Here is a 13,155-nt window from a genome sequence, read left to right on the forward strand (position 1 = left end):
TTTTTATTTCTCGTCTAGTAGTTTCCTTGCAAGTTTTCTCACAATCGTACGGGGAATAAATCGAACGGCTTGAGCAAGAATTTTATTTTTTAGTCCTGTTACAACTACTGTCTTCTCTTTTTTTATTGCTTCATATGTCAACTTCGCAACTTTTCTCGGTGACATCATTTTACCTTGAAATAGTTTGGATTTATTTCCACCAGAAGCATTGATTATTCCAGTTTTGGTCGGTCCTGGACATATAGCAGTTACGCTAACTCCTGTATGCTTTAATTCCACAGATAGAGCTTCACTGAATGAAAGTACATAAGCTTTTGAGGCAGCATAGACAGACATTAGCGGACCTGGTTGAAAAGCTGCCGTTGAAGCAATATTAATAATTTGACCCGTTTTGTTTTGTAGCATAGTTGGGAGAAAGTATTTTACTAGCTCAGTTAATGTAACGATATTAAGTTGAATCATATTTAACTCTTTTTCTAAATCTGTAAAACCGAAGTTGCCATATAGTGCAACCCCAGCATTATTAACAAGAAGATTTACCTCCATTTCTGATTTTAATACTTGATCGAAAATAGACCTAGCAGAGTTTGCTTGAGAAAGATCTTCCGAAATAACAAAGACTTTTACATTAAATTGCTTCATCAGTGTTCGTGCCATTTCTTCTAATTTATTTCTATTTCTTGCTACTAAAATTAAATTGAACCGATCTTTTGCAAATAGCTTTGTTAATTCAAAACCGATTCCATTTGTTGCCCCTGTAATTAAAACAGTTTTTCTCTTTTGATTTTTTAAGGTCATTATTATTGTCCTTTTTCACTTTTATTGAACACTTTCCGTTTTACTATATGTTTAATAAAATAAAAAAAGGATTAGTACTTTACTATTTTTTAATTAGGTCTATAAATAATTCCATCGATTTAGTTTGCAGCTCGATTTTATCTGTAATAATTGAAAAATTCCTTTGAATAGGGGTCCCCTCTACTTTAAGGTAATCGATTGTACCTAACTGCTTTTCTTTTTTTATGGTAAGCTCAGATAAATACGTAATGCCCATTCCAGCTTCTACCGCTTCTTTTATTAGTTGCGTACTGCCAAATTCAACAATGTTCTTAGGTCTTATCTTTAATACTTCAAATAATCGTTCAGTTGCTTCCCTTGTTCCTGACCCTTCTTCTCGAACAATCCAAGTCTCATTTTCTATTTCATCCATTGTCAAAATCTCTTTACATGAAATTTCACTTTTAGTTCCTGCAATAATATACATTTCATCATTCGCAAAAGGTTGTATCGTTAAATTTTGATTTGTTGCATCTCCTTCAACAATGCCAACGTCAACTTGATAACTTAGTACAGATTGAACAATTTCTCGAGTATTACCTATTAAAACTGACGGAACAATACTCGGGTAAGATCTTTTCATTTCAGCTAAGATTTTCGGTAACACATACTCACCAAATGTGTAACTCGCACCTATTTTTAGATGACCGCTAGCTTCATTCACTAGATCATTGACTAATGTGGTCATACGTTTATATAAACTCGTTATTTCTTTTGCATGCAAATAAACTATTTCTCCAGCTTTAGTTAACTGAACATATTTATTCGTTCTAATAAAAAGCTTTGCACCAATCTGTCTCTCTAATAATTGAATTTGTTGACTAACAGACGGTTGAGTCATATGTAATTCTTCGGCCGCTCTTGAAAAATTCCTTTTTTCAGCCACCGCCATAAAAACTAAAAGAATTTGATCCATACTCCACATCCTTATATCGCATTTACTTATTATCACTATTATAATCATTTATTTTGCTTATAGGCATAATGTAGTAAAAACCCTTGTACTCTTATAGTGAAAAAATAAAAAGACCGATTCAAAGCGAACCAGTCTCAGTTAGTAGAACAAGTTTTCACAATATAATTTTCAGAATGAATCAGTCTTCTTTGACGACTTTACTTTTCTAACTAAATTAATTGCCAAGTATGTTAAAACCATAAAAATGAGATAGATTGACGCATAGAACCAGTATTCTTTACTTGTAAGTTTATTACTTAGAAGACTTAAAATAAAAAATGTTGTCAATGAACCTATTAATAATCCTATTAATGTTTTTAATTTCATTTCAATACACTCCCATTTGAAGCCATTTTATAAAATTTCTACAGTTTATATAATTTATTATTGGTAAGAATATTCCATTCTAACCTTTTTAATAGAAAAATGATTGCGGGTTGCTAGGTAAAGAAAAAAGCAGGTAAAAGACTTAATAATCCTTAACCTGCTCCAAATCACTTATGTGCAAAAAATATTAGTTGTACTAAGAATAATACTGCAAAAAGATAAACAAATGGGTGTACTTCATTAAATTTGCGTTTTACGATTTTCATTATAGGATATGCAATAAAGCCTAAAGCAATTCCGTTTGCAATGCTTGATGTTAAAGGCATACTAACGATGACTAAAAATGCAGGAAATGCTTCTTCAAAATCATCCCATTTTATCTCTGAAATACTTTTAATCATAAAGCAACCAACAATAATTAAACTAGGCGCAGTAATTGCGGCTACATCTGATACTGAACCGATCAAAGGACTAAAGAACGCAGCAATTACAAATAAAACAACTACGGTCAGTGAAGTTAAACCAGTTTTCCCTCCTGCACCAACACCTGCAGAAGATTCTACTGTTGCTGCAGTTGGACTTGTTCCTAACATCGCACCAACAATAGTACCAATAGAGTCAGCAGAAAATGCACTTCCTCCCTTTTCTAACTTTCCATTTTTTAAAAGGTCTGCTTGTTTAACGATTGCTAATAATGCTCCAGTCGTATCGAATAGCATGACAAGTAAGAATGAGAAGATTACACTATAAAGTCCATATTCTATAATATCTTTAATCGAATCAATTGGATTGTAGACTAAAATCCCTTTTGGTAAATGAGGCATTGCAACAAAGCCATTTGCAAAGTCTAATTGTCCTGTAAAATAAGCGATAAGTCCTGTCGTAATCATGCCAAGGAATAATGCACCGTTTAAGTTTAGTGCCATGAATACAATTGTTATAAGTAAGCCAATTAAAGTAAGTGCTACTTTTGGTGAAGTAAAATCACCAATTTGAACTAGATTAGTAGGATGATCGGCCACTATGCCAGATAAACGTAATCCAATAAATGTTATAAATAAACCAATTCCGGCTGCAATAGCGTGTTTTAGATTGGCCGGAATCGCCTGAATTAATTTTGTACGAAATGAAGTTAATGATAATAATAAAAATAAAATACCAGTAATAAAAACTGCAGAGAAACCTATTGCATATGGAAGATTATGTCCGCCAATTACAGAATAAGTAAAATAAGCATTTAACCCCATTGCAGGTGCAATAACGATTGGATAATTAGCAATTAATGACATCGTTAATGTACCAACGATAGTTGCTAAAATGGTAGCCAAAAATGCTTGATTAAAAGGGACACCAGCATCCTTTAAGATCATAGGATTAACAATAATAATGTACGCTAATGTTAAAAATGTTGTGAAACCAGCTAATACTTCTACTTTTAACGAAGTATTACGTTCTTTAAGTTGAAACATGCGAAGACTCCTTTATTATATTAAAATAAAAAAAACTGCCCGCTTTTCATGAGAAAAAGCAGGCAGTTTTACATTGTGTAGAAAATAAAAATCCGAAGCTCTTCCTCATAGTCTAGCAATTTACGGGCGCTAGGTAGAAACTCTTGAACCTTATTTTCAAGTTTATATGAGAAAATATTAATATATTTTATCTATCATACGACCGACCATACAATCTGTCAATAAAAAACATTATTGTTATATAATTTAGAAAATAATACAAAGAATGTGGATAAAATAATAGTAAACAACAATGATTTAAAAGTCTTTTTATTAATAGTAGAACGGTATTCTCATTAAAAAGCTATTTATGTTATTCTGAAAATATAATTTAGAGTTTAAGGGGTTGTTTAACATTCGTTTAAATAAATTTATCAGCGAATCTGGGAAAGCTTCAAGACGCGCTGCAGACAAGTTAATTACTGAAGGTAGAGTTAAATTAAATGGCAAGGTAGCCAAAGTTGGCGACCAAGTTGAGCCTGGTGACGAAGTAATTGTAAATGGCGAACACATCAGACTAGCACGAAATCACGTTTATATTGCTTTAAATAAACCTGTTGGCATTACATCTACGACAGAAAAAGGTGTTAAAGGAAATATTGTTGATCTAGTAAACCATCCATTACGTATCTTTAATATTGGAAGATTGGATAAAGACTCTGAAGGTTTAATCCTACTTACAAATGACGGGGATATCGTTAATGAAATTCTACGTGTTGAAAATAAGCATGAAAAAGAATATATCGTATCAGTAGATAAACCGATTACACCTGAATTTTTAACAAAAATGTCTGAAGGGGTAAAAATTCTAGGTACAAAAACATTGCCATGTGAAGTAAGGCAACTTTCGAAGTACGATTTCCAAATCATTTTAACACAAGGTTTAAATCGTCAAATTCGTCGCATGTGTGAAGCGCTTGGATATGAAGTATTTCGATTACAAAGAACGCGAATTATGAATATTCATCTAGGCAATCTACCAATGGGTCAATGGAGAGATTTATCTAAAAAAGAAAAAACTCAGCTGTTTAGAGATTTAAATTACGAACCAAATGAATGGTAAATTAAAAACAAGGAGTCTCAAGATGTAATTTATGGGACTCCTCTTTTTTAATGAGTGTAAACATATCTAACCCATTGCGGGTCCATGAGTTCCTCTTTAAAATGAAGACATTTAAGACTCTGTTAAACAATGTTGCTCTGGTTTATAGGTAATTTGTTTCCAATCCCCATCCACAAATCTACGGAATTGGGCTATTTCGATGTCGGTTCCGTTTGTTAATGTAAAGAATAAAAGGCAGTAGTCAGCCCCATCATTGCCGTCAAAATAAATATATTTAACATACTCATCTTGTATTAGTGGATGCCTTTTTTTAATTAGCTTACACCAGTTTCCAAACTTCACATCGACAACTGCTTCTGCATCATGATCCCAGCCATGGTACGGTGCACATAAGAAATCCTCTGGAAATTGTTCGACATCTGAAATACGATAGCCTTTTTGTTCATGAATCAGCTTAATAAACCCATAGTAATAGCCAAAATACTCTCCTCTACTATCTTTAAATGATTCAATTGTTTCAATTTCATAAAAAAACTTTATTCCTTCTTTAATATCTGGTACTCGACAAAGCTTGATTAAACTCGTATGACCAATTCCAGCAAATGAATGAAAGTAATCATCATAACTAAATCTTTTTTGATAACCCTTTGATAAGAAGTTATAGGCAATTGGAAAGGGAATTCGCGCTTGACCAACCGTTCCACAACTTCGCCTGGACATGTTTTCTGCTTCTCGCAAAATACTAAAATAGTTGATAATAGTATCTTCTGCAGTGTTAGTCAGTTCCTTTGGTAATTGAATTTGATCATACGTTTTATCATAAAAAGGGTCAAAAAACTTATAAGAATTTAGTCTAAGATTTAAAGCAGGTAAGCAAGATGGACGAAAGTATTTCTGATGATAAGCCTTTATATCTGCTTGATTTCTTAACATATTCATCACCCTAGTTTAGTTTATGGGCGTATGTTGAATGCGTGAATGGCTTAAATTCTCCAAAAAAAAAGAAACCACTATTAATAATAATTAATAGCAGCTTCCTTGGGATATAAGATTATAAGCCTAACTCACTTTTAATCGTTTCTAACGTTGCATTTTTAAATTTCTTTTTCGGAGTTGGTGCATTTTGTACTGATGGATTTTGCAGTAAATAGTTTTTCTCTACGAATGCGAAATCTTTTGCATCTACTGTTCCGTCAAAGTTGATATCTGCACTGCGTTTGTTTGTTCCCCAGTATGTTTGAACGTAAAGCGCATCTTGAATATCGATTACATTGTCTTGGTTTACATCTCCGCCAATTAAATTAATGCTAATTGAACTTGATTTACCATATAATTGGCCATTGTATTCATACCCGAAGTTCTGAGATTGCTTAGTAATAAAGTGACCTGGAACATTTACATCAAATGTATATGCATCTTTACTTAAAGCAAGTGGTTCTAGATTAAATTTACCTCTACTAATCAAATTAGTAGCGTCTAGACTATAAGAACCATTTGTTACTTTTATTGTTGCTCCAACTTTTGTCCAGTCACGAGATCCTAAATATGGTATTTGACCTTCTTCTTGAACCATATACCCTTCTGGAATTATATTTCCTTGAACTCGGCTAAATCTTGGTTTTAATTGGAATCGTTTACCCGCATTTAATAACTTCACAGTTTGACCATTAGCATCTACGATCGTAGTTGATGGGTTAATGTAGCCTATTGGGTAAAAAACTTTATCTTGTACTTTTACTTTTACTTTTACTACTTCTGAACGATCGAATGAAATACCATCTTTAAAGGTTACTTTGATTTTATTGCCAGTTACTTGAATGTTTGCTTTATCTTTGAATTTATCCGTTAATGATGCTTCTACAAGATTAACGTAAGGAATTCCCACAGCTTGTGCATCATCAAAATTCCAAGTCGCTTCTTTTACACCTTGTAAGTTGTCTAATACTAGAGATGCAGTTAGTATATCTCCAGTTCTAGCTAACTCTACATTATGTTTAGCATATGCAACCGGTGTACCTTCTTTAACAAAGTAGTATTCCTTCCAGTTTGCTTGGTTACCTGCAGCATCATACCCAATTAGGTTGAATGACAGGGATGGGGTACTTTCATCCATTTGTACTTCCTCACTCCACTTACCGTTCTTGTCCATATAGTTTGGACCGTTAGGGATTGGGAAACCATAAGTATAGACTGCAAAGTTTGATGTTTCATCAATATCAATTCCAGCTTGCTGCATATCTGTTAAAGCAGCGTCTTTTACTTCCATTTCAAAAGGATAAGTCTCTTGTCCCGGTTTATACTCAATGAAAGGTGAATCTCCATCAAGGGAACTTTTCACTTTTGGTGTGTCGATATCAATAAATATATCTTCAGTTTTAATTTTCTGTTTTCCATTTGGCAATGTTGTTATGAATTTTAGTTTATAATGTCCAGGTTTCGCATTACTTTCTTCCGTTGATACAGGTTGGTTTTTATTACCTGTAAACTTGTAATATGATCCATAAAATACTTGTTGCATATAGTAATTTACATCTGTTGTTGCACCTTTTAAATTAAGGGTACCAACTAATCCTAGATCTTCATTTGTATTAGCGTCTTGTAATACTACATCTAAAGTATTAACTGGAGAACCTAAATTGAATTTTAAGGATGTTGCCGTTGTTTTAAACGCGTCATATGTTCCATAAAACAATGGAGATAAAGCATGTGACGATATGTCAAGCGTGTCAAAACCTTCATCTGATTTCTTAAAACTAAATGGTATACGGTATTGTTCTGTTTTATCTGCACTGTTAGTAATTAAAACATACCCTTCATAAAAGCCTTTTTTAGCAGTTGATGGCACAGTTAATGTTGCCTTTATCGTTTTAGTAGAGTTTGGGTTAATTTTAATCGAATCACCCATATCCAATACTACACCGTTCTCTTCCAAGCCGTTTGTTCCTTGTGCACTATCTACTACTTGGACATCAAATGTTTTCTTTTTGCTTCCATTGTTTGTAAAGTTAATATCTTTCTTTAGTTTTAATTGAGAGCCATCTTTAACATATTGTCTACCGAAACTTAACCCACCTGTTTCATTCTCTGCCTTTAATAGTTTTTCGCCGACCGGGATTAATGTTTCATCCTGTACCTTTACTTCTGCGTCGGTGTGAAGTGCTTGATATGGATCAACACGACCCGCTCCAACTTCAAATACACTATAGTCGCCATTTAGAGGGTCAGCAGTGTTCATTAAGATTGATTTAACATCTGCTGGCTCAAGGTTTGGATTTTCTCCTATTAATAATGCTGCTACCCCAGCTGCAAATGGTGATGCCATAGATGTGCCATCCATTCTTTGGTATGCATATCGATAGTCTTCTGGCGTATCGTGATTTGCAATATAAGAAGGAACTGTAGAAAGAACACTCACGCCAGGTGCTGTAATCTCAGGCTTCATTTGGTAGTTTCCATTAACCGGACCTCTTGAGCTGAAGTCTGCTAAATGATCACCTTCCGTTAACTTTTCTTTCAAGTTCGTAAACTTGAAAGTTGTATTTCCACTCGCAATTTTTTCTTTTAATTCTTCTCCTGCTTTCTTCGTCATCGAGAATGCAGGAATATATTCCATTGATTCACCTAAGTTATATCCAACGTGTCCGTCCACATTGTTGTACATAATAACTGCCTTTGCTCCGCTTTGCTTTGCAAACTTTACTTTGTCTACTAGAGCAAAGTTTCCACGCTGAACGAAAGCAATTTTTCCAGCAACATTTTTATTTTTGTAATCATCTAAAGTTCCTAATCCAACATCTACTAGTTCAAGAGATTTCCCTTCTAAACTATTAAAGTTATCAGCAAAGCTTCTAGCCATACTAACAAGATCAGTTGACCAACCATTTGCCATTTTACCATCAAATGTTGTAATTGAAGCTGGGACATCGCTTGCGCCCACCGTTAAAGCAAATGCTGCTGTACCTGGTGATCCTAATGTATAAGCATTCGGTCCACTGTTTCCTGCTGAAACTACCGCTGTTACACCATTTAGTACTGCATAATTGATTGCAGTACTTGTAGGATAATATGGATCGTTGACAGCAGCACCTAATGAAAGGTTAATAACATCCATGCCATCTTGAACTGCTTTATCAATCCCTGCAATAACATTTTCAGATGCACCACTTCCATAAGGACCAAGTACACGATACATATATAGATCCGCATCAGGTGCAACACCTTCTACTGATACTCCATTTTCACCTTTATTTTGTCCTACAATTGTTCCTGATACATGTGTGCCATGCTCTGTATAGTAAGTGCTACTACCATTACTTTCAGGCTGATTTGATGTCTGCCAGTCCTTGTATGTAGCTTCCATTGGATCATTATCATTATCTACAAAGTCATATCCGCCTTTGTAAGCGTCTTTTAAATCAGGGTGGTTATAGTCGATACCTGTATCTAATACCCCAACTTTAACGCCTTTACCTGTTATTCCTTCTTTATGTAGCTTGTCCACATTTAAATATGGAATGCTGTCAACAGATGTAGTTGTTTTATCTGAAACATCAGTTGGAACATTCACTTTAACAGGATCTACATTAAACGTAACATCCTTATAAATCGTTTTAACCGCATCAGATTTTAATAACTCCTTCACTTCATTAGCAGGGAGTGTTATAGCTGCACCGTTAAATGCTGTTTTATAAGTTTTTGTAATGACAGGTGCTTTTTTCTTATCCTTAACCTTTACAAACTTTCCTACATCTTCTTTAAAAACTTTGTGTTCCTTGTCTACTTGAGCTTGTGCTGATGCTTTTGCTAATGACTTTCCATCAACTGCCGCTTCCAATACTGCGACATTGCTTGGATCTGAATTGAACTGAACAATTACCGAGATGTCTTTATCTGAATTCAGCTCATTTTCACTGAAACCTTGAAGTCCATCTTGATCATTTAATTCTAATTGCTTTAATGCTTCCCTTTGTTCTGGTGAAATTGATGATAAAATCTCTTCTGCTTTAGAAGTTGCCGCTTTTGCCGTTAAATATGACTTTGCACTAAAAGGTGATATAAGCAGACTTGTAGAAAGGGCAAGTACCGCTGAGTGTTTTACCAATGTTTTTGCCTTCATAAACTTCATCCCCCATTTTTCTCTATATAATTTAAAAATTCTTATAATTTAAATAGTAATCTTATTTGTAAAAAAAGCCTATTGTGTTATTTTCAATCGAAATTTAGGTTATTTTGTAGGATTTTTTTACTAAAAAGCATTGAAATTCGAAAGAAAGTTTAATTAAATATAAAAAAACAGGAAATTATACGTAAATATTTGTGTTATTTTTATTTTAAAATGAAAGTATTTGACTTTACGAAATTCTAGTTATAATTGAAATAATAGGTTTATTAGAGTCTTTGTACTTTCTAGTTTCTTAGATTTGCGTAATTCGTATTGCGTGAATGTGGTCTTACAATAACGCAAAGATGCATCAAAGTTTATCAACTGGGATTAGAAAAGGAGAGAACATATGCTTGAAGGAGAAATCATTAAATTTTACCGCAAAAAAGCGGGGTTGACTCAAGAAGAATTAGGTAAAGACATTTGTACTGCCACTCATGTGAGCAGAATTGAAAGAGGAGAAACACGATATTCTGAAGAAATTATCCAATTGTTCTCTCAACGTCTTCAGATTGACATAAAGAATGAAATAATTACTGTTCAAAATATTGAAATGAAGCTTCAAAAATGGCACAACGCAATCATTTTAGAGCGAATGAAGGATGTCATAATAATAAAAGAAGAATTAGAAAACATTCACTACATTAAGGCTTCCAACTATGCAATCTATTATCAACTTTTACTAATTCGTTACTTTATTTTATGTAAAAACATAGATAAAGCAGATCGCCTTATTAAACGAATCGAAAAAGATTCTCCCCCTATGTCTAGTTATGAAAAGAATCTATATCATCACGTTAAAGGAATATACTATTTAGCCCAGTACACTCGTTTAGAAAATGTAAATAGACAAATTGCATTACAGGAATTAAAAAAGGTCAATATAGAACAATATGGAAACAAGGAATATTACTATCATCTAGGATCAGCCTATCATTGGACCCGGTCAAAAGTTATGGCATATTTCTATGGTGAAAAAGCATTCAGATTTTTTAACAAAACAAATAATTACGCAAGGGCAATTTTGGCAGAATCATTAATGCTAGTACAATTAAAAGACAGTACACAGCTAGATTTTGAAGAAATTGTAAAAAGGTATGAGAGCTTAATTGAGCATAGTGAAGCACTAGGTCTCCTAGATAAAAGAGGTATGATCTTACATAATTTAGGTTTAATGTATTTTTGGAAGCAAGACTATAAAAATGCACATATTTTTTATAAAGAGTCAGTTGAAGAAGCTGATAAACAATCACTACCTTATTTAAATCGTTTGTATAACTATTTAGATAATGCAGAAGAAGGAAAACTTTTATCAACAAAAGAGTTGCTAGAACAGGCATTAGAAGGACTCGCTCTTTCAGAAAAAGCTACAAATGATTTATATAAGATTCTCTTTAATCTTCTAATCTTACGTTTTAACAAAGATTTAGATGAATATTATAAGTACTTGGAGCAAACTGCATTTCCATTTTTTAAAAGTCACCATCATGTAACGCATTTAACTAAATATGCAAAATTACTTTATAACTATTATGTTACTACTAAGCAATATGAGAAAGCAGTGCAAACTGGGGATATGTTTGTTAATAGCCATTAGCACAAGTATAAGACGTGAAAATGAAAAAGGACTGATTCAATAAACGAATCGGTCCTTTTATAGCCCTAGATGATTTATAACAAGTTCATCTGATAATGTTAAATTAATATACAAGTAAGTCTCTCTCTAATTGATTGTACTCATCTATAATTAAATGAATTAACTCTATATGTTCTGATAATTCAGAATATTTAACGAGCAACTCTTCCACAGTATGGTTCTGAAGAAAACTTTGTAGTTCAATTGCTTCGTTATCATCTTTATTTTTATAGAATAGTGCAGTTGCAATAGCTTTAACTAAATATTTAGGTGTTATACCGTATTCCATTAGCTCTCTTAACGGTTTAATAAATCGATCATTTGCTCCTAATTTACGAATTGGAGAACGTGCAACTCGGGACACTTCATCAGATATATACTCATTTTCAAATCTTGCAATAATTTTTTGGATATATGTATTATGTTCAACTGGATCAAAATTATATTTTTTAACTAATAGCTTCCCAGTCTCATCTAATACTGAGCTAACGATATTTCTAATATTTTTATCAGAAATAGCTTCTTTAATTGTTTCGTATCCATAAAAATTTCCTAGATAGGCCGTCGCTGCATGGCCAGTGTTTACTGTAAATAGTTTTCTTTCAATGTATGGAAGCAAATCATCTACGTATGTTACCCCATTAATTGCTGGAACTTCTCCAATAATTTTTGATTGGTCAATCACCCATTCGTAAAATGGTTCAACTGCTACTAACAATTTATCTTCATGGCTTTGAATCGGAACGATACGGTCTACTGCTGCATCCGGAAAACTGACTGACTGTTCAGTTTTTTTCTGTTGAGATAATGTCATATTTAAGTACACTTCATCTCTCAAAAATGTACTTCCACCAATCATATTTTCACATGCAATAATATTTAACGCTTTATCTGAACTTTCAACTCGTTCTACTATTCCATCTGCAATTAGTTTTGCTATTTTTGGAAGAATGGTCGGGCCTACTGCTGTTGTCACAAGATCCGCTTGTGCAATTACTTTTGCTACTTCTTGAGGGTCTTTCAGACTATTAATTCCTCTTACATTCGTTATTCTTGATTTTTCTTGAGTGCTATCTGCTAGCATGATAGCATATGTTTTTTTATCATTTAGCTCATTAATCATCTCTTCATTTACATCAACGAAGCAAATCTCATATCCTGCCTTATGCAATAATTGTCCAATAAAACCTCTACCAATATTTCCCGCGCCAAAGTGTACAGCTAACATCTACTCCACCTCACTAAACATTGAAATTAGTTCCTCTTTTAAGGTGGCCGCGACCAATTTATGTACATTTTCTTCCTCTGAACAAAGGATTGCAATTTGAGATAATAAATCCAGATGTTCATTGTTTTTGCCTGCAATACCGAATACTACCTTTACAATATTTCCATTCCCAAAATCTACTCCATCAGGAATTTGAAGAATCGATATACCAGATGAAATAACTTCTTGCTTTGATTCTTCTGTTCCGTGTGGTATTGCAATAAAATTCCCCATGTAAGTAGTTAAAGACTCTTCTCTTTCAATCATTTTCTCGATATAATTTTCCTTTACATAACCGTTCTTAACTAAAACACTTCCTGCTAATCGAATAGCCTCTTCTTTTGTTTTTGCCTCTACATTTAATAATATATTTTCTGTTGGTAAAACTGTTTGAATCATTA

At 33.3% G+C, this 13,155-nt stretch carries 10 protein-coding genes and 1 riboswitch; of the genes, 2 read left to right on the top strand and 8 right to left on the bottom strand.

What is annotated here, in order from left to right:
• Positions 1-3: 3 nt before the first annotated feature.
• From ACFCYN_RS00680 to ACFCYN_RS00695, 4 genes are all read right to left on the bottom strand, one after another.
• The gene (locus ACFCYN_RS00680) at positions 4-798 is read right to left on the bottom strand and encodes an SDR family NAD(P)-dependent oxidoreductase (protein ID WP_375946917.1); all 795 of its coding nucleotides are present in this window, start codon (positions 796-798) and stop codon (positions 4-6) included.
• An 82-nt stretch (positions 799-880) separates the two neighbouring features.
• A complete protein-coding gene (locus ACFCYN_RS00685) occupies positions 881-1,753 on the bottom strand; it encodes a LysR family transcriptional regulator (RefSeq protein ID WP_172446340.1) in 873 nt (290 codons plus the stop codon).
• A gap of 168 nt (positions 1,754-1,921) precedes the next feature.
• Positions 1,922-2,119, bottom strand: a complete 198-nt coding sequence (locus ACFCYN_RS00690) for a hypothetical protein (RefSeq protein ID WP_098118806.1) — start codon at positions 2,117-2,119, stop codon at positions 1,922-1,924.
• 167 nt (positions 2,120-2,286) lie between these two features.
• Complete coding sequence (locus tag ACFCYN_RS00695) at positions 2,287-3,588, bottom strand: NCS2 family permease (RefSeq protein WP_375946920.1); 1,302 nt, start codon at positions 3,586-3,588, stop codon at positions 2,287-2,289.
• Between the two features lie 88 nt (positions 3,589-3,676).
• Positions 3,677-3,778, bottom strand: a riboswitch (purine riboswitch).
• A 195-nt stretch (positions 3,779-3,973) separates the two neighbouring features.
• Here ACFCYN_RS00695 and rluF point away from each other — a divergent pair.
• Positions 3,974-4,690 (top strand): 23S rRNA pseudouridine(2604) synthase RluF, encoded by a 717-nt coding sequence (gene rluF, locus ACFCYN_RS00700; RefSeq protein WP_172446342.1) that lies wholly within the window; start codon positions 3,974-3,976, stop codon positions 4,688-4,690.
• A gap of 111 nt (positions 4,691-4,801) precedes the next feature.
• On the opposite strand, the gene ACFCYN_RS00705 is transcribed toward rluF, so the two are convergent.
• Positions 4,802-5,623, bottom strand: coding sequence for a hypothetical protein (locus tag ACFCYN_RS00705; RefSeq protein WP_375946922.1), 822 nt, complete (start codon positions 5,621-5,623; stop codon positions 4,802-4,804).
• A 118-nt stretch (positions 5,624-5,741) separates the two neighbouring features.
• Positions 5,742-9,806, bottom strand: a complete 4,065-nt coding sequence (locus tag ACFCYN_RS00710) for a S8 family serine peptidase (RefSeq protein ID WP_375946924.1) — start codon at positions 9,804-9,806, stop codon at positions 5,742-5,744.
• Positions 9,807-10,200: 394 nt separating this feature from the next.
• Between ACFCYN_RS00710 and ACFCYN_RS00715 the strand changes: the two genes are divergently transcribed.
• Positions 10,201-11,448, top strand: coding sequence for a helix-turn-helix domain-containing protein (locus ACFCYN_RS00715; RefSeq protein ID WP_375946926.1), 1,248 nt, complete (start codon positions 10,201-10,203; stop codon positions 11,446-11,448).
• A 103-nt stretch (positions 11,449-11,551) separates the two neighbouring features.
• On the opposite strand, the gene ACFCYN_RS00720 is transcribed toward ACFCYN_RS00715, so the two are convergent.
• Entirely contained in the window at positions 11,552-12,715 is a 1,164-nt protein-coding gene (locus tag ACFCYN_RS00720; RefSeq protein ID WP_375946928.1) for a mannitol-1-phosphate 5-dehydrogenase, read from the bottom strand.
• Positions 12,716-13,153 carry a PTS mannitol transporter subunit IIA gene (locus tag ACFCYN_RS00725; RefSeq protein WP_172446347.1) on the bottom strand — a complete coding sequence of 146 codons (438 nt, stop codon included), beginning with the start codon at positions 13,151-13,153 and terminating at the stop codon, positions 12,716-12,718. It abuts the gene before it with no gap.
• Positions 13,154-13,155: the final 2 nt, after the last annotated feature.

The organism is Gottfriedia sp. NPDC056225 (genome assembly GCF_042267765.1).
Classification (GTDB): Bacteria; Bacillota; Bacilli; order Bacillales; family Bacillaceae_G; genus Gottfriedia.